Source organism: Bradyrhizobium sp. i1.15.2 (assembly GCF_040548425.1).
GTDB lineage: Bacteria > Pseudomonadota > Alphaproteobacteria > Rhizobiales > Xanthobacteraceae > Bradyrhizobium > Bradyrhizobium canariense.
Genome location: NZ_JBEPRQ010000008.1, coordinates 170,200 through 195,996, shown reverse-complemented (window position 1 = coordinate 195,996; position 25,797 = coordinate 170,200). Strand labels below are relative to the sequence as shown.

General features: G+C 64.6%; 24 protein-coding genes and 1 riboswitch. Of the genes, 12 read left to right on the top strand and 12 right to left on the bottom strand.

The window, feature by feature from the left end:
• Positions 1-3: 3 nt before the first annotated feature.
• From ABIB80_RS17490 to ABIB80_RS17480, 3 genes are read right to left on the bottom strand one after another with little or no spacing between them, the layout of a single operon-like run.
• On the bottom strand, positions 4-882 hold the full coding sequence (locus ABIB80_RS17490) for a sulfurtransferase (protein WP_354128071.1): 879 nt from the start codon (positions 880-882) through the stop codon (positions 4-6).
• 46 nt (positions 883-928) lie between these two features.
• Complete coding sequence (locus tag ABIB80_RS17485) at positions 929-2,062, bottom strand: acyl-CoA dehydrogenase family protein (RefSeq protein ID WP_354128070.1); 1,134 nt, start codon at positions 2,060-2,062, stop codon at positions 929-931.
• 34 nt (positions 2,063-2,096) lie between these two features.
• The gene (locus ABIB80_RS17480) at positions 2,097-2,639 is read right to left on the bottom strand and encodes an OsmC family protein (RefSeq protein WP_007602244.1); all 543 of its coding nucleotides are present in this window, start codon (positions 2,637-2,639) and stop codon (positions 2,097-2,099) included.
• A 244-nt stretch (positions 2,640-2,883) separates the two neighbouring features.
• Here ABIB80_RS17480 and ABIB80_RS17475 point away from each other — a divergent pair, with 244 nt between their 5' ends.
• A complete protein-coding gene (locus tag ABIB80_RS17475; RefSeq protein WP_354128069.1) occupies positions 2,884-3,549 on the top strand; it encodes a TetR/AcrR family transcriptional regulator in 666 nt (221 codons plus the stop codon).
• Between the two features lie 78 nt (positions 3,550-3,627).
• On the opposite strand, the gene ABIB80_RS17470 is transcribed toward ABIB80_RS17475, so the two are convergent.
• Positions 3,628-5,187 (bottom strand): bifunctional AfsR/SARP family transcriptional regulator/alpha/beta hydrolase, encoded by a 1,560-nt coding sequence (locus ABIB80_RS17470; protein WP_354128068.1) that lies wholly within the window; start codon positions 5,185-5,187, stop codon positions 3,628-3,630.
• A 148-nt stretch (positions 5,188-5,335) separates the two neighbouring features.
• Between ABIB80_RS17470 and mddA the strand changes: the two genes are divergently transcribed.
• From mddA to ABIB80_RS17455, 3 genes are read left to right on the top strand one after another with little or no spacing between them, the layout of a single operon-like run.
• Entirely contained in the window at positions 5,336-6,097 is a 762-nt protein-coding gene (mddA, locus tag ABIB80_RS17465; protein WP_354128067.1) for a methanethiol S-methyltransferase, read from the top strand.
• Complete coding sequence (locus tag ABIB80_RS17460) at positions 6,094-7,068, top strand: NADPH:quinone oxidoreductase family protein (protein WP_354128066.1); 975 nt, start codon at positions 6,094-6,096, stop codon at positions 7,066-7,068. The genes mddA and ABIB80_RS17460 overlap by 4 nt, the downstream gene beginning before the upstream one ends.
• 28 nt (positions 7,069-7,096) lie before the next feature.
• Positions 7,097-7,843 (top strand): hotdog family protein, encoded by a 747-nt coding sequence (locus tag ABIB80_RS17455; protein WP_354128065.1) that lies wholly within the window; start codon positions 7,097-7,099, stop codon positions 7,841-7,843.
• Between the two features lie 122 nt (positions 7,844-7,965).
• Here the strand turns inward: ABIB80_RS17455 and ABIB80_RS17450 are convergent, their stop codons facing one another.
• Positions 7,966-9,165 (bottom strand): TrmJ/YjtD family RNA methyltransferase, encoded by a 1,200-nt coding sequence (locus ABIB80_RS17450; protein ID WP_354128064.1) that lies wholly within the window; start codon positions 9,163-9,165, stop codon positions 7,966-7,968.
• Positions 9,166-9,532: 367 nt separating this feature from the next.
• Between ABIB80_RS17450 and ABIB80_RS17445 the strand changes: the two genes are divergently transcribed.
• Together ABIB80_RS17445 and ABIB80_RS17440 are read left to right on the top strand one after the other, a co-directional pair.
• Positions 9,533-10,747, top strand: coding sequence for an NADP-dependent isocitrate dehydrogenase (locus ABIB80_RS17445; protein ID WP_007602224.1), 1,215 nt, complete (start codon positions 9,533-9,535; stop codon positions 10,745-10,747).
• A 123-nt stretch (positions 10,748-10,870) separates the two neighbouring features.
• Positions 10,871-11,386, top strand: coding sequence for a DUF3455 domain-containing protein (locus ABIB80_RS17440; protein WP_007602222.1), 516 nt, complete (start codon positions 10,871-10,873; stop codon positions 11,384-11,386).
• 4 nt (positions 11,387-11,390) lie between these two features.
• On the opposite strand, the gene ABIB80_RS17435 is transcribed toward ABIB80_RS17440, so the two are convergent.
• Both ABIB80_RS17435 and alaS read right to left on the bottom strand, forming a co-directional pair.
• A complete protein-coding gene (locus ABIB80_RS17435) occupies positions 11,391-12,617 on the bottom strand; it encodes a cyclic nucleotide-gated ion channel (protein ID WP_354128063.1) in 1,227 nt (408 codons plus the stop codon).
• A gap of 4 nt (positions 12,618-12,621) precedes the next feature.
• Positions 12,622-15,315, bottom strand: coding sequence for an alanine--tRNA ligase (gene alaS / locus ABIB80_RS17430; RefSeq protein ID WP_354128062.1), 2,694 nt, complete (start codon positions 15,313-15,315; stop codon positions 12,622-12,624).
• A gap of 223 nt (positions 15,316-15,538) precedes the next feature.
• Positions 15,539-15,628, top strand: a riboswitch (glycine riboswitch).
• A 142-nt stretch (positions 15,629-15,770) separates the two neighbouring features.
• On the opposite strand from alaS, the gene gcvT reads away from it, so the two are divergent.
• From gcvT to gcvP, 3 genes are all read left to right on the top strand, one after another.
• Positions 15,771-16,919 (top strand): glycine cleavage system aminomethyltransferase GcvT, encoded by a 1,149-nt coding sequence (gene gcvT / locus ABIB80_RS17425; protein WP_354128061.1) that lies wholly within the window; start codon positions 15,771-15,773, stop codon positions 16,917-16,919.
• A gap of 11 nt (positions 16,920-16,930) precedes the next feature.
• A complete protein-coding gene (gene gcvH / locus ABIB80_RS17420; RefSeq protein ID WP_007602218.1) occupies positions 16,931-17,299 on the top strand; it encodes a glycine cleavage system protein GcvH in 369 nt (122 codons plus the stop codon).
• 181 nt (positions 17,300-17,480) lie between these two features.
• Positions 17,481-20,345: an aminomethyl-transferring glycine dehydrogenase gene (gene gcvP, locus ABIB80_RS17415; RefSeq protein WP_007602217.1), complete on the top strand. Its 2,865-nt coding sequence runs from the start codon at positions 17,481-17,483 to the stop codon at positions 20,343-20,345.
• Between the two features lie 265 nt (positions 20,346-20,610).
• Here the strand turns inward: gcvP and ABIB80_RS17410 are convergent, their stop codons facing one another.
• Together ABIB80_RS17410 and recA are read right to left on the bottom strand one after the other, a co-directional pair.
• Positions 20,611-21,585, bottom strand: coding sequence for a hypothetical protein (locus ABIB80_RS17410; RefSeq protein ID WP_354128060.1), 975 nt, complete (start codon positions 21,583-21,585; stop codon positions 20,611-20,613).
• Between the two features lie 105 nt (positions 21,586-21,690).
• The gene (gene recA, locus ABIB80_RS17405; protein WP_007602214.1) at positions 21,691-22,779 is read right to left on the bottom strand and encodes a recombinase RecA; all 1,089 of its coding nucleotides are present in this window, start codon (positions 22,777-22,779) and stop codon (positions 21,691-21,693) included.
• Positions 22,780-23,070: 291 nt separating this feature from the next.
• Between recA and ABIB80_RS17400 the strand changes: the two genes are divergently transcribed.
• Positions 23,071-23,238, top strand: coding sequence for a hypothetical protein (locus ABIB80_RS17400; RefSeq protein ID WP_354128059.1), 168 nt, complete (start codon positions 23,071-23,073; stop codon positions 23,236-23,238).
• Positions 23,239-23,939: 701 nt separating this feature from the next.
• Here ABIB80_RS17400 and ABIB80_RS17395 read toward each other — a convergent pair.
• Positions 23,940-24,197 (bottom strand): DUF2798 domain-containing protein, encoded by a 258-nt coding sequence (locus ABIB80_RS17395; RefSeq protein WP_007602209.1) that lies wholly within the window; start codon positions 24,195-24,197, stop codon positions 23,940-23,942.
• 260 nt (positions 24,198-24,457) lie between these two features.
• On the opposite strand from ABIB80_RS17395, the gene ABIB80_RS17390 reads away from it, so the two are divergent.
• Positions 24,458-24,646, top strand: a complete 189-nt coding sequence (locus tag ABIB80_RS17390) for a hypothetical protein (RefSeq protein ID WP_007602208.1) — start codon at positions 24,458-24,460, stop codon at positions 24,644-24,646.
• A 162-nt stretch (positions 24,647-24,808) separates the two neighbouring features.
• On the top strand, positions 24,809-25,042 hold the full coding sequence (locus ABIB80_RS17385) for a DUF6894 family protein (protein ID WP_018456379.1): 234 nt from the start codon (positions 24,809-24,811) through the stop codon (positions 25,040-25,042).
• A gap of 9 nt (positions 25,043-25,051) precedes the next feature.
• On the opposite strand, the gene ABIB80_RS17380 is transcribed toward ABIB80_RS17385, so the two are convergent.
• Positions 25,052-25,306: a hypothetical protein gene (locus tag ABIB80_RS17380; RefSeq protein ID WP_219685014.1), complete on the bottom strand. Its 255-nt coding sequence runs from the start codon at positions 25,304-25,306 to the stop codon at positions 25,052-25,054.
• Positions 25,307-25,410: 104 nt separating this feature from the next.
• Entirely contained in the window at positions 25,411-25,722 is a 312-nt protein-coding gene (locus ABIB80_RS17375; protein WP_007602205.1) for a hypothetical protein, read from the bottom strand.
• Positions 25,723-25,797 lie beyond the last annotated feature (75 nt).

The window sequence follows — 25,797 nt, the reverse complement described above, 5'->3', positions numbered from 1 at the left end:
CGATCACGCCGCCTTGGTCGTCACCTCCGATGCGATCGGCAATCCCTGCTCGATCGGCAGCGACGGATCGCGCGACCATTCGTTCCAGGAGCCGAAATACATCCGCACGTCCTTCACGCCGGCGTTTTTCAGCGCCAGGAACGTGTTCGAGGCGCGCGCGCCCTTGAAGCAGTAGAGATAGACCGGCGTGGAGGGCGAGATGCCGACCGTGGCGCATTCCGCCAAAATCTCGTCCTTGGACTTGAAGCGCGGGCCCTCGGCGGTTGGCTTCATCATGCGATACCATTCCAGCCACACCGCGCCGGGGATGCGACCCTTGCGCGGGCAGTAATCCTTCCCATACGGAGACGAGCTGTCGCCGATCCATTCGTCGACGTCGCGCACGTCGAGAATGGCGACGCCCGGCTTGCCGACCGCCGCCAGCATGGTCTTGGCGTCGATCAGGATATCGCCCGCTTCAGGCACGATTCCGAACGACGCCTTCGCCGGCGCCGGCACATCCTTCGTCACCGGAAGACCTGCGGCCGCCCAGGCATCGAAGCCGCCATGCAGCACCTTGATCTTGGGATAGCCGAGCATGGTGAGCAGGTAGTAGCCGCGGCAGGACTGGCCGAAGCCGGAGTTCATCGACTGCTCGTAGATCACGGCGGTCTCCTTGCCGGACAGGCCCGCGCCGCCAAAGGCGTCGGCGAACTTGGTCTTCAGCTCGGCCATGCCCTCCGGCGTCGAGGTCGCAAGAAGCGTGAATATCTCATGCACGTTCACGGCATTGGGAAGGTGCCCGGCGCCATAGGCGTCGGGGTTGCGGGTGTCGATCACGACACAGGGCTCGGTCTTCAAGAGATCGGCAAGTTCGCTGGCAGAGATCAGAACGTCCGTCATTGGCAGCCTCTCCGTTGAGGTTAGATGGTGGGTGGGCTCGTAAAACTCAGGAATCGGCAAGCATCTTGCGCAACTGCTTGGTGGCAGGCGTGACGATCGCGACGAAATAGGCCTCGCGCAGCCGGCGCTGCGCGCGGTGGGACTTGAGGTAGCCGCGCGCGCCACAATGCAGCATCGCCGCATGCGCCGCCGCGACGCTGGCCTCGCCGGCGCGAAGCCTGAGCGCGATCACCTTGCGCCAGTAGGTCTCCTCTTCATTGTAGGGATCGCGCGCCAGCGCCATGGTCTCGGCCTCGAGCTCGGCGGCGAGATCGCGGAAATGCACCGGCTGTTGCGGCAAATAGCGGTTGATGTGACCGAGGGGATTATCGACCTCGTCCATGATGTTGATGCAGTCCTTGATGAGCCCGAGCGCCATGCCGGCCTGCAGCAGGATGAAACCGGCGCGGATCTTCTTGACGAAAGGCGCGGCGGGATCGGCCAGGATCAGCTCGTCAGGCACGAAGGCGTCACGGAACTGCACGCCGTAAGTGCCGGTGCCGTCCATGGCGAGGAACGGCTTGCATGGCGTCAGCGAGATCGCGGGATCCGAGCAGTCCGCCAAAAACATCACTTGGCCGGGCTCGCCACTTGCGATGCCCGGCTCGTCCTCGCGCTCGAAGATGGTACCGAAATAATGGTCGGGGCCGAGATTGGAGACCCAGGGCAGCGCGCCGCGCACGATGTAGCCGCCTTCGACCTTGCGCCCCTTCAGCTTGAGCTTTTCGATGCCGAAAAAGCTTTTCATCGGATTGGAGAGCCCGGTGCCGCCGAGCACGCGGCCGGTCGAGAACCCATCGCCGAAACGCTTTGCCAGCTTCATGTTGGTCGAGTTGGCGGCGTACCAGACCAGCGTGTTCTGGCACCACGCCATGAAGGCGGTGCTGCCGCAGACCTCGCCGATCGCCGACATGGCCTGGATGGCACAGCGCAGATCGGCAGGCCCTTCGTGCGGCACGTGACTGCCCCAGGCGCCGACCTCGCCGAATTGGCGCAGCACATCGGCCGGATAAATGGTGCCGGCATCGATGCCGGCAGCGAGCGGCGCGAGCTGCTCCCGCGCAATCCGGGCCACCTCGCCTGCAATGGACGGTGCGGGCTGATCCAAAACTTCGGTCCGTGATAAAGCCAGTGAACCCATGATCGTCTCCGCACCTTGTCCTGTTGCCGTCAGCTCAGATGCCGACCTCGAGATTGACCGGGCGGGTGAAGGTGTTGGCGACCGGCGACCATTGCTTCACATGGGCCACCAGCGCATTGATCTCGTCCGGCGAGATCCCCTCACATTCCATGTCGACCTTGACGCGGACGTCGGTGAAGCCGACCGGCTTGTCCGACATGTCGCCGGTGCCCCACACCGCGGTAATGTTGAGATCGCCCTCGAGCTCGAGCTCGAGCTTGTTGACGATCCAGCCGCGATGCACGGCGTTGGCGTGCAGGCCGACGGCGAGGCAGGACCCGAGCGCGGCGAGCGAGGCTTCGGATGGATTGGGCGCAGTGTCGTCGCCGAGCAGACCAGGCGGCTCATCGACGATGTAGGGTGGCAAATTGCGAATGTAGTTGGCGTGGCGGAATTTTCCTTCCGCGACCGTCTTGCACTTCAAGGTCTTGATGACCTTCGGATTGGCCTTGCCGTTGGCGATCAGTTGCTCGAGGCCATTCTTGTCGATGGGCGCAAGGCAACCCGTCAGCACTGTCTTCTGAACGACGGCAGTCATCATCTTCTCCCTGGCAGAAGTGGAAATCGGTAGGATACCGAACGGTCTGTTTCCTTGCATGGAGCGTGCCAGACCAGGCCAAAATCAAAAGGCGAAGCATTGGAGCCGCTTAGCGAACGCTGCCTGCGGATTGATCAGCTGCCGTTTGCTCAAAGGCGATGCAGACCGGCTTTCCCGTGCGAATCTTTTCAGCGCGGACAGATGCGGCTTGCTGATGCAGCGCGGCTGCGATTAAGTTGCATCCATGGTCAAGCCCTTACCCAAGAAGACGTCGAAGAAGATGTCTCATTTGCCGCACGGCGGCACCAGCGAAGACGAGTCCGCGCGCGGGCGCCTGCTCAACGCGGCGACGCATCTGTTCTGCAAGAACGGCATCAATGCCACCGGGATCGACGCGATCATCGCGGAAGCCGGCACCGCGAAGACCACGCTCTATAAATTGTTCGGCTCCAAGACCAATCTCGTCAACGCGGTGCTGGAGAGCGAAGGCAAGCAGTGGCGCGAATGGTTCATCGGCGCCATGGAAGAAGGCGGCGGCGACGCGCAAGCCAAACTCACGCGCATCTTCCCGGCCCTGAAGAGCTGGTTCGCGGAAGAACGCTTCTACGGCTGCCCCTTCATCAACGCGGTCGGCGAGCACGACAAGGACGCCAAGCAGTTCCGCAACATCGCGCTGAAGCACAAGAAGATCGTGCTCGGCCATATCGAGAAGCTCGCCGGCGAGCTCGGATCGAACGAGCCCGTCGTGCTCGCGCACCAGCTCGGCCTGTTGATCGACGGCGCGATCGTCGCGGCGATGGTGTCGCGCGATCCGGGTGTGGCGGATACGGCGGCGCTGACGGCAGGTCCCCTGCTCAGCCAGTCCAAGGCAAAGAAGAAGCGCGCGGCGGATCAGCTCGAGGCGGTGTGATCGCTCCCATCCCGTAGCCCGCATGAGCGCAGCGACATGCGGGACGACCGTCCCCGGATGTCGCGTCGCTCATCCGGGCTACAGCACTCGCAGCCGCTCGCGCGGTAACGCAGCAATGAACCGCCTGATCGCCCCCAGCACCGGTCCCTGATCGCCTGCAAAGAACCAGTGATCATGGCCGTCGAGCTCGACGAATTGCGCACCTTTGATCCGGCTCGCGAGATCGCGGCCGGCCGCAATCCGTACGGCCTTGTCGTCCCGACGATGCAGCACCAATGTCGGCATGGCAATCTGCGGCAAAAGCTGCCGCACGTCGGCGTCGCGAAACGCCTCGAGCACGGCCGAGATGCCGCCGGGACTGGAGGCCGCGCGCAATAGCCCCGCCCACCAGGCGCGGGCCTGGGGATCGCCGGCAAGGCTGGGCGCGAAGGTTTCAATCTCTACCGGTCCTCCCCATTGCGCAATGAGGTGCTTGCTCCAGGCGTCGTACTGGCTGGCGCGCAACGCGTGCGGATAGTCCTGCGACCAGCAGCCCTTGGCCAATGCACCGAACAGAATGAGTCCGGCCACGAGACGCGGCTCATCGACCGCAAATTTGATGCAGGCTGGCCCGCACTCGGATGCGCCGAACAGCACGACACGGCGCGAATCCGTCGCCCGCAACACGGTACCGATATCCTCCGCGGTGACATCGATACCGGGGGCCGATCCAACCCGGTCCGACAGCCCGATGCCGCGACGATCGAACACGATCAGGCGCCCAAGCTTCATCAGTGAGGCCAGAAACCTCCGGCTCGCGGGATGCTCCCAGGCGCGTTCCACATGCGACACGAAGCCCGGCATGACCAGGATGTCGACCGGACCGCTGCCATAGGTCTGATACGCCAGATGCACGCCGGCGCCCTTGACATAGCGCGTCGCTGGAATCGCATGTGCCGCCGCAGGACTCATTAGCGCCTCGGTCTCGGCTTCGGGCGCAACACCAAGCTCGTCACGCAGCCGCTGCGTCAGTGCCGCGTGGTGCCGCTCTGCCGCGCTGCGGTCGCCCGCCAGCAGCAGGCTGCGGATCAGATGCCGGCCGTAGACCTCGCTCAAAGGATCGAGCTCGGCCAGACGGGTCGCATGTGCGGTCGCGGCAAAGTAGTCTCCGGCAGCAGTCTTGTCCTGCACCAGACGCTCCAGCGCGTGAACGAGACGTCCGCGCAGCGCCTCGCGGCGAAAGAACGCCCAGTCGTCGAATTCCGGACAGTCCTCCGGCGAGAAGCCTGCGAGGAAATCTCCCCGATAAATCTGGCAGGCCTCGTCAAAGTCACCGCGATCGCAGGCGCTCTCGAACAGATGTGCATCGACCTGCAGCGCGACTGCCGGAGACCATCGCAGACTAGTCCGATCGGTCTCGAACACCTGCTGACCCAGCGTCAGCTCGATGCGGTGAAGCAGCCGCCGCAATCGCGCAAGGCCGGTCTCGCGGTCGGCCTCGGGCCACAGCTGCGTGGCCACCACGTCGCGGGCCGCAGCGCCCTTGGCTTCCGCGAGATAGACCAGCAGCGCGAGGCCCTTGCGCAGGGCCAACTTGATCGGGCGGCCGTCGGCGTGGACCTCCGGGAACCCGAACGTCCCCAGCGAGAAAACCGTCATGAAAGTCCTCCCTCCCCTCGCGGCGCCCCCGGGGGACGCACAGGGGACGGTCCAGCGATAGCAGTCGGGGCAGATCGAGCCTGCTCGCCGGCGAGCAACTCAGGCTCCTGCATGCGGCACGGCTGCATCAGGCACAATAGGAAAAAACATGATCTCGCGCCTCCTGATCCTGCTCTACGCCATCGTGAGCTACGTCATCTTCACGGTCTCATTTCTCTATGCGCTCGGTTTCGTCGGCAATTATGTCGTGCCCAAGTCGATTGATAAGTCGATCAACATGCCGATCGGCGTCGGCAGCCCGACGGACCTGAGCGTGGCCATCGTCGTCAACCTGCTGCTGATGAGCCTGTTTGCAATCCAGCACAGCGTCATGGCGCGCCCGGGTTTCAAGCGATGGCTGGTCAAATTCCTCCCCGCAGCCTGCCAGCGCAGCACCTATGTGCTGCTCTCCAGCCTGATCTTGCTGCTGCTGTTTTGGCAGTGGCGTCCGATCCCGACGCCGGTCTGGCAAACCAGCGGAACAGCGGCCTGGTTGCTGATCGGCGTACATTGGCTCGGCTGGCTGATCGCGTTCGCCTCGACCCACATGATCGATCATTTCGATCTGTTCGGCCTGCGCCAGGCCTTCGTTGCGTTCCGCGGGAGCGCGATACCAGGTCAATCGTTCAGGACGCCGCTGCTCTACAAGATCGTGCGGCATCCCATCATGCTCGGCTTCCTGCTCGCGTTCTGGGCCACGCCCGAGATGACCATTGGCCACCTTCTGTTTGCGCTCGCAAACACCGCCTACATCCTGGCCGCGCTTCAGTTCGAGGAGCGAGACCTGATCGCCGAATTCGGCGCGACCTATCAGGACTATCGCCGACGCGTTCCCATGCTGCTGCCGCGTCCTTTCGGAGCGCCCCGATGAAAGCGATTCTGTGCACATCGTTCACCGGACCCGGCGATTTGCGCCTCGGCGAGATCGACGAGCCGAAGCCGGCCGGCGACGAGATCCTGATCGACGTCCACGCGGCTTCAGTCAGTTTCATGGACCAGTTGGTGGTCTCGGGGCTCTATCAGATGCGGCCGCCGACGCCCTTCGTGCCTGGCACGGAAGCATCCGGTGTCGTCGTCGCGGTCGGCGACGAGGTCACGGGATTCGCGCCTGGCGACCGCGTGGCGTGCAGCGCCTGGACCGGCGGCTACGCCGAGCGGATGATAGCGAAGGACTCAAAGTGCGTGCGTCTGCCTGAAGGCGTCGCGTTCGAAGCCGCGGCGACGGTCCTGCATAATTACGGCACGGCCTATTATGCGCTGGTCGAACGGGCCCGGGCGCAGCGCGGCGAAACGCTGTTCGTCACCGGTGCTGCTGGCGGAGTTGGCCTTGCCGCCGTCGACCTCGGCCGCCATCTGGGACTGCGTGTCGTCGCCGGTGTCGGCTCCGACGACAAGGCAGCCCTGGTCCAGAGTTACGGCGCCAGCGAAGTCGTCAACTATCGCAGCGAAGATCTGCGCGGCCGGATCAAGGCGATCACGGCAGACGGCATCGATATCGGCTTCGACACTGTCGGTGGCGCGATATTCGAGCAGATGGCCCGCTCGATGAAGTGGGGCGGACGGCTGATGCCCATCGGCTTCACCAGCGGCGAGATTCCCCAGTTCCCGATGAACCTTCCGCTGCTGAAGAACTATTCCATCCTCGGAGTCTTCGTCGGCGCCTGGGCGGAGAAATTTCCCGCGGACGCCGCGCGTATGAATGCCACGCTGATGCAATTGCTGGCCGGCGGAAAAATCCGCCCGCATATCGATCGCGTCCTCCCTTTGGAGGAGGCCGGCGAAGCCATGCGTGCCGTGGCCAACCGAACGGTTCAGGGGCGAATTGTCCTCAAGATCAGGTAAAGTGCACGGGGAAGAGAGAACAAAACCGATGACACAGATCATCATCGACAAACGCTTTTGCGGTCCTCCCAACTCCGGCAACGGCGGCTATGTCTGTGGGCGGCTGGCCCGCCACATCCCGGGGGCTGCGGAGGTGACGCTGCGCGCACCGCCGCCGCTGGACACGCCGCTTGATGCGGTCGCGACGAACGACGGCACATGGGAGCTTCGCGACGGCGACAAGGTCGTGGCCACCGGGCGGCCGGCAAATGTCGAGGTCAAGCGGCTGGAGACAGCCAGCTTCGAGGACGCCTGCGCCGCCGAGCTATTGACGCCCGTGAAGCCGCACGAGCATCCCCTGCCGACATGTTTCGTGTGCGGTCCCGCAAGGGCAAAAGGCGACGGCCTGCGCATTTTCGCCGGCTCGCTCCGTGGTCACAATGCCGTTCTCGCGGCGAGCTGGACCCCGGACAAGAATCTCGCCGCCGAGAACGGCCTGATCGCCCCCGAATTTCTCTGGTCGGCGCTCGACTGCCCCACCGGTTTTGCCTGCAATTGCGATCAGCAGACCGGCGGCTTCGACCGGACGCCGCTACTGCTGGGCCGCATGTCAGCCCGAATCGAAGCCCGCCCCCGCCCCGGCGACCGCTGCATCATCACGGCGTGGCCGATCGCCCGCGACGGCCGGAAACGCACCGCCGAGGCTGCGGTGCATGATGAGGACGGGAGGCGGCTGGCGGTCGCGAAGGCGACATGGATTGCGGTCGACCGCGACGTGCAGCTCGGGCGTGGATGACGGTCTCGTAGGGTGGGCAAAGGCGCACAGCGCCGTGCCCACCTTTCTGTCTCAGCGCTATTGATGGACATGGTGGGCACGCTTCGCTTTGCCCACCCTACGAGACCTACGCGCTAGGAGACCTACACGCCCTGCTCGAGCATCCCCTGCAATCGCACCAGCTCCGCCTCGATATCCCGCTCGACATCTGCGGCCCGCATCTCGATCACCCGATAATCCCTCGCCTCGAGCCATGCCCGCCTTGCCGCGCGATCAGCCGCGATCGTCTCGCCCTCACCCGCATTCACCAGCTCGATCGCGATCCGGTGCGGGAACGAGACGAAGTCGGGGAAATGCCGCCCCACAGGGGTCTGGCGCTTGAACCCGCCTGCGAAACGGCGGTCGCGTGTGAGCGCCTGCCACAGCAGGCGCTCGGCGTCGGTCGGGTTGCGGCGGAGCAGGCGGGCGAGGCCGCGCACGGTGGAGCCGCTGTCGGGCACCCCGCCGCCCTGCCCGTGCTCGGCCAAAAGCGCGCGCAGCCGCGTGGCCTGCTCGCCGTCGAGCACGCCGCCCTTGGCCGGGCCCTTGCGTCCCTCGGCAATGGCCATCACCACCCCGTGCAGGGTGTGCATGTCCTGCTTGGTCGGCTCCATCCGAGTGAAGATGTTGCGCAGGTTCACCAGCATGGTGTCGCGCTTCTCGGCCGGGCGCAAAAATTCGACCCGGTCGAGCTCGCGGATCAAATTGTCGAAGAAGGCCTGCATCTGGTGCTGCGAGGCGCGCTCGGAGCGCTCCGGCATCGCGTGCGGCAGCTGGCCGGAGGTCGCCCGCTTGAACCATTCGTAGCCGACCAGGAGCACAGCCTGGGCGAGGTTGAGCGAGGCAAAGCCCGGATTGACCGGGAAGGTAATGATGCGGTTGGCGAGCCCGACCTCCTCATTGGTCAGGCCCCAGCGCTCCCGGCCGAACAGGATACCGGCCTTTCCGCCGGCGGCGACGTGCCCGGAAATCTCACTAGCTGCGGCTTCCGGCCCCACCACCGGCTTGGCCTGGTCGTGGGGGCGCGCGGTGGTGGCGAACAGCAAGTCGAGGTCGGCGACGGCCTCACCGACCGTGTCGAACAATTCGACCTTGTCCAGAATATAGTCGGCCCCGGCCGCGGCGCGCTGGGCGGCGATGTTCGGCCAGCCGTCGCGCGGATTGACGATGCGCAATCGGCTCAGTGCGAAGTTACCCATGGCGCGCGCGGCCATGCCGATGTTTTCGCCCAGCTGCGGCTCGACCAGGATGACGATGGGACCGTCGAGGGAAAGGCCCGCCTTGCTCTTGTCAGTCCCCGACATCTCGCTTCGCTTTCACACTGGTTCTCAAGGCCTTGGACAGGCCCTCTTGATGAAATGATTCAAGGCCGGTCCTGACCTGGTCTCGACCCGGTCTTGACCTGCTCTCGGGCCGGCTGCCCGTTCGCCTGTCGTTTGCCTGTCCTGACAAAATTCTCAAGGGAAATAACGGGTTGGATTCGACTTTTGAATCTCGCCTGAAACTTCAGCCCTGCCCTCGCGACGGGGCTCCTCGAACCCCCATCTGCGGGGGCTGGATGAGCTAAAAGTGCATAATCCCTTGGCTTTCGCCCGCTGCTATCAGGTGCTAAGAGGCGGCGGATATTCCCGTGGCGCGCCAAAGCGCCGTTCCCAAGAGGCTTCCCCGATCATGGCAAAAATCAAGGTGTCCAACCCCGTCGTCGAACTCGATGGCGACGAGATGACCCGGATCATCTGGCAGTACATCAAGGACAAGCTGATTAACCCATTCCTGGATGTCGAGCTGCTCTATTTCGACCTGGGGATGGAGTACCGTGACGAGACCAACGATCAGGTGACGATCGACGCCGCCGAGGCCATCAAGAAGGTCGGCGTCGGCGTCAAGTGCGCCACGATCACCCCGGACGAGGCCCGGGTGAAGGAATTCAACCTCAAGCAGATGTGGAAGTCGCCGAACGGCACCATCCGCAACATCCTCGGCGGCGTGATCTTCCGCGAGCCGATCATCTGCAAGAACGTGCCGCGCCTCGTTCCGGGCTGGAGCAAGCCGATCATCATCGGTCGCCACGCCTATGGCGACCAGTACCGCGCCACCGACATCAAGTTCCCGGGCAAGGGCACGCTGTCGATGAAGTTCGTCGGCGAGGACGGCACCGTGATCGAGCGGGAAGTGTTCAAGGCGCCCGGCGCCGGCGTCGCCATGCAGATGTACAATCTCGACGATTCCATCATCGACTTCGCCCGCGCCTCGCTCAATTACGGCCTGCTGCGCAACTACCCGGTCTATCTCTCGACCAAGAACACCATCCTCAAGGTCTATGACGGCCGCTTCAAGGACATCTTCCAGGACATCTACGACCGCGAGTTCAAGAAGGAATTCGAGGCCAAGGGCCTGACCTACGAGCACCGCCTGATCGACGACATGGTGGCCTCGGCGCTGAAATGGTCCGGCGGCTATGTCTGGGCCTGCAAGAACTACGACGGCGACGTGCAGTCCGACACCGTGGCACAGGGCTACGGCTCGCTCGGGCTGATGACCTCGGTCCTCCTCACCCCCGACGGCAAGACGGTGGAAGCCGAGGCCGCCCACGGCACGGTGACCCGCCACTACCGCGAGCACCAGAAGGGCAAGGAGACCTCGACCAACTCGATCGCGTCGATCTTCGCCTGGACCCGCGGCCTGTCGCACCGCGCCAAGCTCGACAACAATGCCGAGCTCGCCAAGTTCGCGAACACCCTGGAGAAGGTCTGCGTCGACACAGTCGAGGAAGGCTACATGACCAAGGACCTCGCGCTCCTGGTCGGCGCCGACCAGCGCTGGCTCTCGACCACCGGCTTCCTCGACAAGGTCGCCGAGAACCTCGGGAAGGCGCTGGCGGCGTAAGCTGCCTCCACCCCGTCATTGCGAGCGAAGCGAAGCAATCCAGACTGTCTCTGCGGAGAGATACTGGATTGCTTCGTCGCAAGAGCTCCTCGCAATGACGAGACTTTTGCCTGAGGAAGCACCATGACGACACTCAAGAGTCTTGCGTTTGCAGTTCTCGTGCTGACCAGCACGCCCGCATTCGCCGCCGACCCGCTCCCCGACGCTATCGCCGCGCCCGGCGAGACAGTCGTGCTCAGCGTCCACGCCGAGGGCGCGCAGGTCTACGAGTGCAAGGCCGGCACCGACGGCAAGCTCGCCTGGGCCTTCCGCGAGCCGATCGCGACGCTGCTGTCCGAGGGCAAGACGGTTGGCCGGCACTATGCCGGGCCGAACTGGGAGCACGCCGACGGCAGCGCCGTGGTGGGCAAGATGACCGGCAGACTGGCGATCGGCAACGCGTCGGGCAAGACCACGGACATCCCGTGGCTCAAATTGGAGGTGACCTCCCGCCGCGGCAGCGGCGTCCTCGGCGATGTCACGACGGTCCAGCGTATTCATACGCACGGCGGCTGGTTGGACGACGGCCCTTGCGAAAAAGCCGGCAACTTTCAAAGTGTGCCCTACTCGGCCGACTACGTCTTCCTGAAGAAGGGTTGAGCCCTCAGCGGTCGGTGCCTTCGCGCTCCGCCTGCGCCAGCTCCGCCACGGCAAGGTCGCCGCTGCCCTCCAGCCGCGCCTTCGCCGTGTTGTGGACGTGCGCGGCGAGCGTCGGCATGCGTTCGATCAGGGCGTGAAAGTCCTGGGCGTCGAGCACCAGCAGCCGGGTCTTGCGTGTCGCCGTCACCGTGCCGCTGCGTTTTGTCTTGTGCAGCAGCGCGATCTCGCCGAAGAAGGTGCCATCCGCGAGCCGCACCTGCTGGTTCGGCAGCGCGATCTCGACCTCGCCGGCGGTGATGAAGTACATCGACGAAGCCGCATCGCCCCGCCGCACCAATATCTCGCCCTGCTCGATGGTGCGCGCCCGCAGCAGCCGCATGATGTCGGCAATTTCGGATGCGCTGAGATGCGAGAACAGCGGCACCCGCGCCAGCATGCCCCAGGTGACCACGAAGTCGCGCCGCTTCACCTCTTCCGCAAAGGCCGTCGAGATGATCGCGACCGGCAGCGCGATCATGGCAAATCCGCTGATGATGGTGAAGACGGAGATGAACTTGCCGAGCGCCGTTACCGGCACGACGTCGCCATAGCCGACGGTGCCGAGCGTCACGATCGCCCACCACATTGCCTGCGGAATGGTGCCGAGCTTGTCGGGCTGCACGTCGCGCTCGATGGCGTAGAGCAGCGAGGCAAACGTCAGAACCGCGCCGATCAGGATGACGATGCAGCCGATCAGCGCCCGCCGCTCGGCGTGCACGGCCGCGAGCAGCGAACGCATCGCCGGCGAGTACCGCACCAGCTTGAAGAACGGCAGCACGCCGAGGGCTGCCAGCGTCGCATGCCGGCCGGTGGCGAGCACGATCGCAGCCGGCAGGAACGCGAGCAGGTCGATGATGCCGAGTGCGGAGAAGACATAGCTGAGCCGGTCGGACAGCGCGGACGCCGTGCGCTGAGTATGGCCCGCCACCGTCCACAGGCGCGCGGCATATTCCAGCGCGAACACGATCACGGAGAGGATGGAGATGACCGCGAACAGCGCGCCGAACTGCGCGTCCAGCTCCGGCACCGAGGCAAGAATCATCGCAGCGACGTCGAGCACGATGACGCCGATGACCAGCTGGATGAAGCGCGATCCGACCGAGTAGGCCAGCGGATCGTGCTCCAGCAATTCGTAGAGGCGATCCCTCAGATTGGGATCGGTGGAGCCACGTCCTCGCGGAACGGGGCGCACCTGCTTACGCGCCGGCCGATTTTTGTTCAGTCATGGCTTTTTCGATCGCCGTGAGCGCCGCGGCCGCATTCGCACCATCGGGGCCGCCGGCCTGCGCCATGTCGGGCCGCCCGCCGCCGCCCTTGCCGCCGAGCGCCTCGGAGGCGACCTTCACCAGATTGACCGCATTGAAGCGCGAGGTGAGGTCAGCGGTGACGCCGACCACGACGCCGGCCTTGCCGTCCTCGGTGACGCCGACGATGGCGACGACGCCGGAGCCGATCTGCTTCTTGCCGTCGTCGGCAAGGCTCTTGAGATCCTTCATCTCGATGCCCTCGACCGCGCGCGCCATCAGCTTGACGTCGCCGACCTCGCGCACACCGGAGACCGCGCCGTTGTTCGCAGCCGCACCGCCGCCCATCGCGAGTTTCTTGCGGGCGTCGGAGAGTTCGCGCTCGAGCTTCTTGCGCTCCTCCATCAGGGCACTGATGCGCGCCGGGACGTCGTCGATCGAGGTGCGCAGTTCGTTGGCCGCCGTCTTCGCCAGCGCCATGGTCTCGTTGGCGTGCTTGCGCGCGTAGTTGCCGGTCAGCGCCTCGATGCGGCGCACGCCGGAGGCAACCGCGCTCTCGCCGGTCAGCGTGATCAGGCCGATATCGCCGGTGCGCTTGACATGCGTGCCGCCGCACAGTTCGACCGACCAGCCGAGCGCGTTGGTGCCGCGCTCGCGCGCGGTCCGGCCCATCGAGACGACGCGAACCTCGTCGCCATATTTCTCGCCGAACAGCGCGCGTGCGCCGGCCTCGCGGGCCTCGTCCACGCCCATGACGCGGGTCGAGACTTCGTCATTCTCCAGCACCACCTCGTTGGCGATGTCCTCGACGCGCGCGAGCTCTTCCGCCGTGATCGGCTTCGGATGCACGAAGTCGAAACGCAGCCGATCCGGCGCGACCATCGAGCCGCGCTGGGCGATGTGATCGCCGAGCACCTGGCGCAGCGCCTCGTGGATGAGATGCGTGGCCGAGTGATGCGCGCGGATCGAAAAGCGCCTGCCGTGATCCACTTCGAGCTGCAGGGGGGTGCCGAGCTTCAGCTCGCCGCTCTCGACCGTGCCGACGTGAACGAAGAAATCGCCGAGCTTCTTCTGCGTATCGGTGACGCGGAATTTGATGCCGCCCTCGCCCGTCAATACGCCGGTGTCGCCGACCTGGCCGCCCGACTCCGCGTAGAACGGCGTCTGGTTCAGCACGATCGCGCCGGTGTCGCCGGCCTTGAGACTCGTGGCTTCCTTGCCGTCCTTGACCAGCGCGGTCACCACGCCTTCGGCGCTCTCGGTCTCGTAACCCAGGAATTCGGTTGCGCCGAGCTTCTCACGCAGCGGGAACCAGATCGCCTCGGAAGCCGCTTCGCCAGACCCCTTCCAGGATTCGCGCGCCTTGGCCTTCTGACGCTCCATCGCGTCGGTGAAGGAGGCCTGGTCGACGCTGATGCCGCGCGACTTCAGCGCGTCCTGCGTCAAATCGAGCGGGAAGCCATAGGTGTCGTACAGCGTGAAGGCGACGTCGCCGTCGAACATGTCGCCCTTCTTTAAGGAAGCGCTCTTCTCGTCGAGAATGGCGAGGCCGCGCGTCAGCGTCTTGCGGAAGCGGGTCTCTTCCAGCCGCAGCGTTTCCTCGATCAAATTTTCCGCGCGCATCAGATCGGGATAGGCCTGGCCCATCTCGCGCACCAGCGCCCAGACCAGGCGATGCATCAGCGGTTCTTGCGCACCGAGCAGCTGCGCATGGCGCATCGCGCGGCGCATGATCCGGCGCAGCACATAGCCGCGGCCCTCGTTCGAGGGCAGCACGCCGTCGGCGACCAGGAAGGCCGACGAACGCAGATGGTCGGCGATGACGCGGAACGAGGCCACGGTCTTCTTGTCCGGTCCGCTTCCGAGAGCCGACGCGGTCGCGTCGATCAAATGACGGAACAGGTCGGTCTCGAACACGCTGTCGACGCCCTGCATGATGCAGGCCATGCGCTCCAGCCCCATGCCGGTGTCGATCGAGGGACGCGGCAGCGGCACGCGCTCCTCCTTCGTCACCTGCTCGTACTGCATGAACACCAGATTCCAGAATTCGAGGAAGCGATCGCCGTCCTCCTCCGGCGAGCCCGGAGGCCCGCCCCAGATGTGCTCGCCGCGATCGATGAAGATCTCCGAGCACGGGCCGCACGGGCCGGTGTCGCCCATCGCCCAGAAATTGTCCGAGGTCGGGATGCGGATAATGCGATCCTCGGAGAAGCCGGCGATCTTCTTCCACAGTCCGGCCGCCTCGTCGTCGGTGTGATAGACCGTGACGAGCAGCTTGTCCTTCTTGAGCCCGTATTCCTTGGTGATCAGCTTCCAGGCCAGCTCGATCGCGCGCTCCTTGAAATAGTCGCCGAACGAGAAGTTGCCGAGCATCTCGAAGAAGGTGAGATGGCGCGCGGTGTAGCCGACATTGTCGAGGTCGTTGTGCTTGCCGCCGGCGCGCACGCATTTCTGCGAGGTGGTGGCGCGCTGATAGGGCCGCTTCTCGACGCCGGTGAAGACGTTCTTGAACTGCACCATGCCGGCATTGGTGAACATCAACGTCGGATCGTTGCGCGGCACCAATGGCGAGGACGACACGATCTCGTGGCCGTTCTCGGCAAAGAAGTTCAGAAAGGTCGACCTGATCTCGTTGACGCCGCTCATGTTCATCCAATCGGGTGTGCTTGTACCCGCCTTCCAGCCATCCAAACCGCGAGTTTAGGCTGATATCTGCGGGTCAAAGCGCTTTTAGACAAGGCCAGCTTCGCTGTCCAGAAACTGTGCAGACAGATCAAGGCGTTGCCGCAGATGCGCAATCCCGTTGGAAAGCCGCCGATGCCGCGTTGACAGGCTTGGCCGGCCTGTGGTCTTTACCTATCTGTATCGTACGGCCACGTCGGGAGAGACCGGCACCTGGTGCCGGCGCCGAAGGAGCAACCGCCCCGGAAACTCTCAGGCAAAAGGACCGCGTGGCTTTGACAGCATCTGGAAAGAGGCGCCGACCGGCTTAACCCGGATGGCGTCCGCCGACGGGATAATACTCTCAGGCACAGCGACAGATGGGGCTTCGACTGGTGTCCACGGGAAATCGTTCCCGGGGAACCGCCGAGGGCCCCCCGATGCTTGCGCGTGACGACGAAGACTCCCTGAAACGCACCCCTCTTTACGACCTGCATGTCTCGCTCGGCGGCAAGATGGTGCCGTTCGCGGGCTATGACATGCCGGTGCAATATCCGGCCGGAGTCCTGAAAGAGCACCTTCATACCCGCAACGCAGCCGGCCTGTTCGACGTCTCTCACATGGGCCAGATCGCACTCAGGCCGAGATCGGGCAAGGTCGAGGACGCCGCCCGCGCGCTGGAACGGCTGGTGCCGCAGGATATTTTGGCGATCGCGCCGGGCCGGCAGCGCTACGCCCAGTTCACCAATGCCGAGGGCGGGATTCTGGACGATCTGATGGTCGCCAATTTCGGCGATCACCTGTTCCTGGTCGTCAACGCCGCCTGCAAGGCCGAGGACGAGGCGCATCTGCGCGCGAATCTGTCCGACGCCTGCGTCATCGATTCGCTGGCCGACCGCGCGCTGATCGCGCTGCAAGGGCCGAAGGCGGAATCCGTGCTGGCGAAATTATGTGCAGAGGCGCCCGCCATGAAGTTCATGGATTCGGGCCCGCACAAGGTCGCCGGCCTCGACTGCTTCGTCTCGCGCTCCGGCTATACCGGCGAAGACGGATTCGAGATTTCGGTTCCTGCCGGCGGCGCCGAGCGGCTCGCCAGGGCCCTGCTGGACAATCCGGACGTCATGCCGATCGGGCTCGGCGCCCGTGACAGCCTGCGGCTCGAAGGCGGGCTTTGTCTTTACGGCCACGACATCGATACCGCGACCACGCCGGTCGAGGCCGCACTGGAATGGTCGGTGCAGAAGAGTCGCCGCACCGGCGGCGCGCGTGCCGGCGGCTTCCCCGGCGCGGAAAAGATTCTCGCTCATTTCGATCACGGCGCATCCCGCCGCCGTGTCGGCCTGCGCACCGAGGGCCGCGCGCCGGTGCGCGAGGGCGCGCTGCTGTTTGCGGACGCAACCTCCAGCGAGCCGATCGGAAAGGTCACCTCGGGCGGCTTCGGCCCGAGCCTGAATGCGCCGGTCGCGATGGGCTATGTGCCCACGAGCCTGAGCGCGCTCGACACAAAACTCTTCGCCGAGGTGCGCGGCCAACGCCTGGCCGTGCAAATCGCCGCCATGCCCTTCGTGAAAAACACCTACAAACGCTGAGGACTGAGAAAATGACCACGACGCTGTACACCACCGACCACGAATGGCTCGCGATCGACGGCGATGTCGCCACCGTCGGCATCACCGACTACGCGCAATCGCAGCTCGGCGACGTCGTGTTCATCGAATTGCCCAAGCTCGGCCGCACGCTGAAGAAGGCCGAACCCGCCGCCGTCGTGGAGTCCGTCAAGGCCGCATCGGACGTCTACGCGCCTGTTAGCGGTGAGGTGCTCGAGACCAACCCCGAGCTCGCGAGCGAGCCGGCGCTGGTAAACTCGGACGCGCAGGGCAAGGCGTGGTTCTTCAAGATCAAGATGGCCGACAAGAGCGAGCTCGGCGGTCTGATGGACGAAGCGGCGTACAAGGCCCACACGGCGTGAGATGATGCGAACTCTGACCTCATATTCGGTGTCATCGTCCGCGAAGGCGGACGATCCAGTACGCCGCGGCCCATCGGCCCTAGCCGAAGCGGCTGCGTTTACTGGATGCCCCGCCCCCGTGCGCAAGTGCGCACTAGGCGGGGCATGACGGCGACAAGAACATCTGAAGCGAGGACCCATGATGACCGCACACCGCAAATCCAACGGCGACACCAGCAGCTTCGTTCGCCGCCACATCGGCCCCTCCACGCGCGACGTCACCGCGATGCTCGAGGCCGTCGGCGCGAACAGCGTCGATGCGCTGATGGCGCAGACGCTTCCCGCTTCGATCCGGCAGGCCGCCCCACTCGATCTCGGCAAGCCGCTCAGCGAGACCGAGGCGATCGCGCATATGGCCGAACTCGCCGCCCAGAACCAGGTCTTCACTTCGTTGATTGGCCAGGGCTATTCCGGCACGATCTTGCCTGCGGTGATCCAGCGCAACATCTTGGAGAACCCGGCCTGGTACACGGCGTACACGCCCTACCAGCCCGAGATCAGCCAGGGCCGGCTCGAGGCGCTGCTCAACTTCCAGACCATGATCTGCGACCTCACCGGGCTCGACGTCGCGAACGCCTCGCTGCTCGACGAAGCCACCGCGGCCGCCGAAGCGATGGCGCTCGCGGAGCGGCACTCGCGGGTCGAAGCAAAGGCCTTTTTCGTCGACAAGGACGTGCATCCGCAGACACTCGCCGTGATGCGCACCCGCGCGGAGCCGCTGGGCTGGACCCTGGTCGTCGGTGATCCCCTCACCGATCTCGACAAGACGGACGTGCTTGGCGCGCTGCTGCAATACCCGGGCTCGTCAGGCGCTGTGCGCGACCTCAGGCCCGCGATCGCCAGCCTGAAGGCCAAGGGCGCGCTTGCGATCATCGCTGCCGATCTGCTGGCGCTGACAGTGCTCGCCTCGCCCGGCGAGCTCGGCGCCGACATCGCCATCGGCTCGGCGCAACGTTTTGGCGTGCCGATGGGGTATGGCGGGCCGCACGCGGCCTATATGGCGGTGCGCGATGCGCTGAAGCGTTCGCTGCCCGGCCGCATCGTCGGCCTCTCCGTGGACTCGCGCGGGATGCCTGCCTATCGCCTCGCACTGCAGACCCGTGAGCAGCACATCCGCCGCGAGAAGGCGACCTCCAACATCTGCACCGCGCAGGTGCTGCTCGCCGTGATCGCCTCGATGTATGCGGTCTATCACGGCCCCGAAGGCCTGACGCAGATCGCGCGCAATGTGCATCGCCGCACGGCGGTGCTCGCCGCGGGCCTGCGCAAGCTCGGCTTTGCGCTGCAGTCCGACAGCTTCTTCGACACGCTCAGCGTGGTTACAGGCGCGAAGCGTGCCGAGATCGTCGCGCGCGCGGCGGCCGAGAAAATCAATCTCGGTGTCGGCGACGACAGCTTGCGCATCGCGCTGGACGAGACCACCACGCCCGCGACGGTGGAAGCGGTCTGGCGCGCCTTCGGCGGCCAGCTTGCCTACGCCGAGATCGACGCGACCACGCGTGAGGCGCTGCCGGAGGCGCTCAAGCGCGCGACCTCCTTCCTCACCCACCCCGTCTTCCATGCGCATCGCTCGGAGACCGAGATGCTGCGCTACATGCGCAAGCTCAGCGATCGCGACCTCGCGCTCGACCGCGCGATGATCCCGCTCGGCTCGTGCACCATGAAGCTGAACGCGACCACCGAGATGATGCCGCTGACTTGGCCCGAGTTCGGCTCGTTGCATCCCTTCGCCCCGCGCGAGCAGGCCAAGGGCTACCACGCGCTGTTCGCGCGCCTGGAGAAGTGGCTGTGCGACATCACCGGCTATGACGCGATCTCGCTGCAGCCGAATTCGGGCGCGCAAGGCGAATATGCCGGGCTTTTGGCCATCCGCGGCTATCACGCGGCGCGTGGCGAGACGCATCGCAAGATCTGCCTGATCCCCTCCTCCGCCCACGGCACCAACCCGGCCTCGGCCGCGATGGTCGGCATGGACGTGGTGGTGGTCGCATGCGAGAAGAACGGCGACGTCGACGTCAACGATCTCCGCGCCAAGGCCGAGAAGCATTCGAACGACCTCGCCGCCGTCATGATCACCTATCCCTCGACCCATGGCGTGTTCGAGGAACATATCCGCGAGATCTGCGACATCGTGCATGGCCATGGCGGGCAGGTTTATCTCGACGGCGCCAACCTCAACGCGCAGGTCGGCCTGAGCAGGCCCGGCGATTACGGCGCCGATGTCAGCCATCTCAACCTGCACAAGACCTTCTGCATCCCGCATGGCGGCGGCGGCCCGGGCATGGGCCCGATCGGCGTCAAGGCGCACCTCGCCCCGTTCCTGCCGGGGCATCCAGCGGCGAACGGGGATGCGCCGGTCGGCCCAGTCTCGGCAGCGCCGTTCGGCTCAGCCTCGATCCTGACCATCTCCTACATCTACATCCTGATGATGGGCGGCGAAGGCCTCAAGCGCGCCACCGAGATCGCGATCCTCAACGCCAACTACGTCGCAGCAAGGCTCGATGCGCACTTCCCGGTTCTCTACAGGAACGAAAAGGGCCGCGTCGCGCATGAGTGCATCGTCGATCCCCGCGCGCTGAAGACGACCTCAGGCGTCACCGTCGACGACATCGCAAAGCGCCTGATCGACTACGGCTTCCACGCGCCGACCATGAGCTTCCCGGTGCCGGGCACGCTGATGATCGAGCCGACCGAATCGGAATCCAAGGCGGAGCTCGATCGCTTCTGCGATGCCATGATCGCGATCCGCAAGGAAATCGCCGAGGTCGAAGGCGGCCGCTTCAAGATCGAGGCCTCGCCGCTCCGTCACGCCCCGCACACCGTGCACGACATCGCTGACGACGATTGGAAGCGCGCCTACACCCGCGCCGAAGGCTGCTTCCCCGCGGGCACCTCGCGCAACGACAAATACTGGTCCCCGGTCGGGCGCGTCGACAATGTCTATGGCGACCGCAATCTGGTGTGCTCGTGCCCGCCGGTGAGCGATTACGCGGAGGCGGCGGAGTAAGACGCTGCGTAGGATGGGTAGAGCGCAGCGAAACCCATCACTGCATTCCGTTCTAAGGATGGAAAGTGCGATGGGTTTCGCTTCGCTCTACCCATCCTACAGCCTACGGCAGACGATTTTATTTATCTAAGGCCCACGGTCCCCAGACCATTCGGCGCTCGATCGCAATCACGAGGTCGGCAAAGCCCGCCCGTTGAATGGCGCCGGCGATGGACGAGTCAGTCGTGATAACGAGCCGTGTCATGCTCGCAGCCTCAAGGTTTCGTCAAACATGGCCGTAACGCCACAGCCGATCATTGGTCAGATGCGTGCCGCCCCACCAGCGGTCGATCGGATTGTGGCGACTGAAATCCTCCTGGTGGGCCAGGACAGCCTCCCCGAACTCCGTCAGTGACAGTCGGCTGCGTACATATGCGGCGTGGCGATCCCTGTGATTCTCGCGATCGATTGTCCGCAGTTCGTCGTCCAATCCGGCCACTGCGGGCCTGGGGCCGAGCGCGAGCCCGTCGAGCAACCGACCCAACTCAGTCTCTCCAAACACGAACGTGCGCCGATGCGAGCGCAGGTGAAACAACGAACCCGTGTTCGCAAACCCTCTGGCAAGCATCTCCAAGAACCGCATCTCGGTCGCACCGAGTCCGGTCGAAGGCGACGGGAGTTCTGCCAAGAGATCGAGCAAGGCCGGGCGCAGCATCAGCAATGCACTGAGATCCTGGTGAAGGAGATCGACGCACGCCTCAGGGGTCATCGCGCGGTAGGCCGACCACGCCAACCGGGCAGTCTCGAATTCCTGGGCCCTAATAGGCACGACATGAATGTGCGGCTCGGATGCAGCGAGATCCTCACCGTGTGCTGTCGTCAGCTCGGATGAGACGAGTCGAAGTCTAAGCTTTGGCACCAGCGAGGAGCAGGAGCTGAGGTGGTCCAGCAGGCAGACGAGCTGCAATTGATCCCGGGGAGCTGGATCGAACCAAAGTTCAACCACGTCATATTGCTCGCAGAAGTCCGCAAGGGACAAGTCTTTGCGGTCCTTGATGCTCTTGGGCCACCGGATGGCCCAATCAGACCAATGATCACCGGGCCCGAGATTCGCCGAACGCGCCGCGAAATAGGCTACGAGCTTCTCGGGCGAGGGCAGAGGTCCCCACTCAAAGTGAAACGAGGATGAGATGACAAGCTCCGCCAACCCCGATCGTGCGAGCTCGCTTCCGGACGAACTGGTCAAGATCAGACGCTTCATCGCGCCCCCCGAGCACGACCAAACCCAAACGAAACAGGCGCCGAAGACGTCGGCAACTCAACGTCCTCAGCGCCCGCTCCTCGCGAAAAACTTTACTGTTGAAGCTTACTCGTCGCCCGGCTCCTCGCCGTCGGCGTCACGCTCGGGGCTGCCGGCGAGAATCTGTTCGGCGATCAGGCCGGAGTTCTGGCGGATCGAGGTCTCGATCTTGGCGGTGATGTCGGGGTTGGCCTTCAGAAACGCCTTCGAATTCTCGCGACCCTGGCCAAGACGCTGGCTGTCATAGGAGAACCATGCGCCGGATTTCTCGACGATGCCGGCCTTGACGCCGAGATCGAGGATCTCGCCCATCTTGGAAACGCCCTCGCCGTACATGATGTCGAACTCGACCTGCTTGAACGGCGGCGCCAGCTTGTTCTTGACGACCTTGACGCGGGTGGTGTTGCCGACCACTTCGTCGCGCTCCTTGATCGCGCCGATGCGGCGGATGTCGAGGCGAACCGAGGCATAGAATTTCAGGGCGTTGCCGCCGGTGGTGGTTTCCGGCGAGCCGTACATCACACCGATCTTCATGCGGATCTGGTTGATGAAGATCACCATGGTATTGGACTTGTTGATGGACGCCGTCAGCTTGCGCAGCGCCTGGCTCATCAGACGAGCCTGCAGACCCGGCAGAGCATCGCCCATCTCGCCCTCGAGCTCGGCCTTCGGCACCAGGGCCGCGACCGAATCGATCACCAGCACGTCGACCGCGCCGGAGCGCACCAGCGTGTCGCAGATTTCCAGCGCCTGCTCGCCGGTGTCCGGCTGCGAGATCAGGAGCTCGTCGATATTGACACCCAGCTTGCGCGCATAGACCGGGTCGAGCGCGTGCTCGGCGTCGATGAAGGCGCAGATGCCGCCCTTCTTCTGCCCTTCCGCCACCGTGTGCAGCGCCAGCGTGGTCTTGCCCGAGGATTCCGGCCCGTAGATCTCCACGACGCGCCCCTTCGGCAGGCCCCCGATCCCGAGCGCGATATCGAGCCCCAACGAGCCCGAAGAGACCGCCTCGACATCCATCGAGCGGTCGTTCTTGCCGAGCTTCATCACCGAGCCCTTGCCGAACTGCCGCTCGATCTGGGAGAGCGCGGCGGCCAGAGCTTTACTCTTGTCCATGGAAGATCCTTCGACGATACGCAGGGCAGTGGTGGACATTGGGTCGTGCTCCTTATGGCGAGGATTCGCTAGAGGGACAAACGGCTGGCGGGGCGGCGCGGCGATAAAATCAATGTACTCTATTTGTTCTAGGTTCGCAATATGTTCTTTTGCGGATTTTGGTGCTGGCCTGACGCGCATCAAAGACGGATGCCCTGCGCGCCGTCAGAATTCCGTAATCCTGCGGCACCGAACCTTTTCGCGGTCTGCGGCCTTCTCTGGGATGGGACTCTTGCATGGGAGTCTTGCATCGGACTCTTGGACGGGACCGCAACTCTGGGGACCTCAGTCATGACGAATAACACGCATCACGATACGAACCGGCGCAATCCGCTGCTGGAGGCGGCGCGGGAGGAGATGATCAAGTTCGAGCGCAAGGAGAATGAGTTCCGCAAGAAGGATCGCGAAGAGCGTGCCGCCGAGCTCCATTTGCCGCTGGACGCGATCAAGGTTCATTAGGCCGCGAGGACGAGCGCTTAGGAGCTGACCGAGACCCGCTTGCCGACTCGGCAGGCGTCGGTGTTTGCCAGCGGCAACGCGCTGGCGACGATCCCGGAGCAGCGCCCTTTGATCTCAGGGAATCGGCACGGGAATCGGGATTCGGACGGCCATGGAGGCGAGTCCGTGCCCATATGGTATCTAAATACTACCAGTAAGCCATTGATGGCACGACGGAATTTGTGGGCGGGCTACTGTGCATGGGGTTGTTTTCGCGTTTTTGAAAGGCGCGCATGGGCCTTTCCACCCCGGAGCCGTCTCCCGGCACCCAACCCCGCCTACAGCAGAACCAGCAATCCGATGCCGATCACCAGCACTACGAAGCCAGCCGCCGTCGCGGCGGCGAATGACCGCTCTACGTTGTCCATGATGCCACCCCGTTGCCGGTGCGCCACGTTTCCCCCATGGCAGCACCGTCGCTGCGAAATCTCGCCTGCGGTTGTGTCCTGAGTTGTGCGAACGGATGTCGAAATTGGGACCGGTGCGGGGCCAGTCTGCGGCCCCCGAGCTCCGGCTTTCGCTGTCATCGCCGGGCCTTGTCAGGCTGTCGTAAGCTGAGCCGGCTAGAGTCGCCTGGCTATGGTGTTGCAGCCCAGCACCTCAGCCTCCAATAACCTTCTCCCCGCTTGGCTCTTCCAAGCGGGGTTTTTTCATGCTGATTTTCATGCCGGCCGGCCGGTTTGCGAGCCGCCCTCCTCCTGCGTCAGGCGCAGCGAGAAGGCGCGGATCGCCGGCGCTGCGAGCAGCACGATCGGCAGCATCGCCGCCCATGCGATCAGCCACGACACCAGCCAGTGCGCCAGGAAGTCCAGCGCGTTCCCTGCGGGAAGGCTGGCGATGCCCGCGGCGATCAGCGAGGTCAGTCCGGACTGGATGATTCCGAACACGAAATGAGAATAGCGGCGGGGAATGCCCGGCATGACGCGCCCATGTTGCTGACCGTCATCGGGCCAAGCAAGGCACATGCCGCCGCGTTCGGGAAGGCGCCCTGACCCATCCCAGGAACTCTGTTCTTGGCCGGAGAACCACGGAGAGGCCTCGCGCCGCCGCTGGGCGGCAGCGCGTGCGTTTGCGGGATAGCCATGCGCTATCCGGGGCTTACCGACAGATTTGGCTTTCCCTGGAATATTATGCCGCCCGGCATGTTCTCAGGGTTGGGAGTGAATCGTGGGAGAAGGCCATGAATCACAGGGGCATCGAGTTCACCGTCGCCAAGACGGCACTTCCCGGCATCTGGCAGTGGCAGTTCCGGATCGGCGAGCAGATCAAGACCGGCAGGACCGAGACCAAGATCGATCTGTTGGCGATCCGGCGGGTGCAGCTGCGCATCGATCGGGAGCTGAAGGCGATCGGGCGCAACGCGACCTGAGCGGCCGGACCGAGATCGTCGGCAGCATGGCTTGCAGGGGCGCAGCCGCGTCCATGGGGCTATTCCGTAGCCGCCCGGAATTGATCTGCCGATGGTTTGGGATTGGACTGCCCGCGAATTTGGCCGTGGGGACGGAGCCATCAGGCGCGATCGGTACGAACCATGCCGCTCTACTTCTTTCGCATCCGGAACGGCCGCTATTCCGGCTGCGCCGACCAGGCGTCGGAATTTGCCGATCGCGATTTGGCCTGGAAGGAGATGACCAGCGTCTGCGCCGACATGGCCGCCGGCATCGCCCGCAAGCTCCAGGAAAACTCCGAATGGAACATGGAGCTGCTGGACGAGGCCAAGGAGCCCGTGTTCCGGATCCGCATCACATCCGAGACCTTCGAATAGGGGCCGGCCCTAATCCGCGCTGGGCAGCCGTCGCATGGTGAATTCGATGTCGCCGCCGGGCAGCTCGCGCCAAGTCTCGACCGCGCTCATATAGCCGGCCTTGGGATAGCGGGCGAAGAAGGCCTGCGCCCTCTCCCGCGCCGCCGCGCGCGGCAGCGTGAAGGTCTCGCGCAGATAGCCGTCGCCGGCCGTCGCGCCGGGCTTGCCGCCCATCGTGCGCCGGCGCGCCATCCGCTCGGCGAGATCCCGCGGACGATCGGCCATGTTCCGCCTCCTTTAGGCAATACGCTCTCGCGCAATGTAGGAAGCAGGCCGACCGAAGAGGAGTCCCGGCCGGAGGCATCAACCGCCTCCGATCGGGCAGATGGTCAATTGGCAGACGTGCCGGACTTCTTCTTCGGCGCACCGGTCGCGGCCGACGCCTTTGGCGCCGCCGCCTGCTTCGGCGGATCGGAGCGCATGCCGCCCCAGGGATCGTTGGAAGCCTTGGAATCCGGAATCTTCTTCAGCGTTTCCTTGTAGGCCTTGTCGCGCTCGGCTTCCGCGGCCTTCTCCTCGGGGGTCTTGCCAGGCCCCTCCTGCAGCAAATTGAGATTGGGCATTTGCGCATAGACCGGTCCCGCCAGCACGGTCGGTCCCGCCAGAACAGCCAGCACCGCGGCCATACGGAAAAGCTTCATCATTGGCTCCTTGATCATCCATGCGGCGCGGGTCGCCCGCGCCTTGTCGCCCCTGTCACAACCGCAGGGGCCGCT

What these genes read in the sequence shown, in the direction of transcription:
- ABIB80_RS17380 (WP_219685014.1), bottom strand. Translation starts at nt 25,306, where the DNA reads ATGGCCGATCGTCCGCGGGATCTCGCCGAGCGGATGGCGCGCCGGCGC.
- ABIB80_RS17395 (WP_007602209.1), bottom strand. Translation starts at nt 24,197, where the DNA reads ATGCCGGGCATTCCCCGCCGCTATTCTCATTTCGTGTTCGGAATCATC.
- ABIB80_RS17490 (WP_354128071.1), bottom strand. Translation starts at nt 882, where the DNA reads ATGACGGACGTTCTGATCTCTGCCAGCGAACTTGCCGATCTCTTGAAG.
- mddA (WP_354128067.1), top strand. Translation starts at nt 5,336, where the DNA reads ATGATCTCGCGCCTCCTGATCCTGCTCTACGCCATCGTGAGCTACGTC.
- ABIB80_RS17450 (WP_354128064.1), bottom strand. Translation starts at nt 9,165, where the DNA reads ATGTCGGGGACTGACAAGAGCAAGGCGGGCCTTTCCCTCGACGGTCCC.
- recA (WP_007602214.1), bottom strand. Translation starts at nt 22,779, where the DNA reads ATGTCCACCACTGCCCTGCGTATCGTCGAAGGATCTTCCATGGACAAG.
- ABIB80_RS17410 (WP_354128060.1), bottom strand. Translation starts at nt 21,585, where the DNA reads ATGAAGCGTCTGATCTTGACCAGTTCGTCCGGAAGCGAGCTCGCACGA.
- ABIB80_RS17455 (WP_354128065.1), top strand. Translation starts at nt 7,097, where the DNA reads ATGACACAGATCATCATCGACAAACGCTTTTGCGGTCCTCCCAACTCC.
- gcvP (WP_007602217.1), top strand. Translation starts at nt 17,481, where the DNA reads ATGACCGCACACCGCAAATCCAACGGCGACACCAGCAGCTTCGTTCGC.
- ABIB80_RS17475 (WP_354128069.1), top strand. Translation starts at nt 2,884, where the DNA reads ATGGTCAAGCCCTTACCCAAGAAGACGTCGAAGAAGATGTCTCATTTG.
- gcvH (WP_007602218.1), top strand. Translation starts at nt 16,931, where the DNA reads ATGACCACGACGCTGTACACCACCGACCACGAATGGCTCGCGATCGAC.
- ABIB80_RS17440 (WP_007602222.1), top strand. Translation starts at nt 10,871, where the DNA reads ATGACGACACTCAAGAGTCTTGCGTTTGCAGTTCTCGTGCTGACCAGC.
- ABIB80_RS17480 (WP_007602244.1), bottom strand. Translation starts at nt 2,639, where the DNA reads ATGACTGCCGTCGTTCAGAAGACAGTGCTGACGGGTTGCCTTGCGCCC.
- ABIB80_RS17460 (WP_354128066.1), top strand. Translation starts at nt 6,094, where the DNA reads ATGAAAGCGATTCTGTGCACATCGTTCACCGGACCCGGCGATTTGCGC.
- ABIB80_RS17470 (WP_354128068.1), bottom strand. Translation starts at nt 5,187, where the DNA reads ATGACGGTTTTCTCGCTGGGGACGTTCGGGTTCCCGGAGGTCCACGCC.
- ABIB80_RS17485 (WP_354128070.1), bottom strand. Translation starts at nt 2,062, where the DNA reads ATGGGTTCACTGGCTTTATCACGGACCGAAGTTTTGGATCAGCCCGCA.
- ABIB80_RS17400 (WP_354128059.1), top strand. Translation starts at nt 23,071, where the DNA reads ATGACGAATAACACGCATCACGATACGAACCGGCGCAATCCGCTGCTG.
- ABIB80_RS17375 (WP_007602205.1), bottom strand. Translation starts at nt 25,722, where the DNA reads ATGAAGCTTTTCCGTATGGCCGCGGTGCTGGCTGTTCTGGCGGGACCG.
- ABIB80_RS17390 (WP_007602208.1), top strand. Translation starts at nt 24,458, where the DNA reads ATGAATCACAGGGGCATCGAGTTCACCGTCGCCAAGACGGCACTTCCC.
- gcvT (WP_354128061.1), top strand. Translation starts at nt 15,771, where the DNA reads ATGCTTGCGCGTGACGACGAAGACTCCCTGAAACGCACCCCTCTTTAC.
- ABIB80_RS17445 (WP_007602224.1), top strand. Translation starts at nt 9,533, where the DNA reads ATGGCAAAAATCAAGGTGTCCAACCCCGTCGTCGAACTCGATGGCGAC.
- ABIB80_RS17385 (WP_018456379.1), top strand. Translation starts at nt 24,809, where the DNA reads ATGCCGCTCTACTTCTTTCGCATCCGGAACGGCCGCTATTCCGGCTGC.
- alaS (WP_354128062.1), bottom strand. Translation starts at nt 15,315, where the DNA reads ATGAGCGGCGTCAACGAGATCAGGTCGACCTTTCTGAACTTCTTTGCC.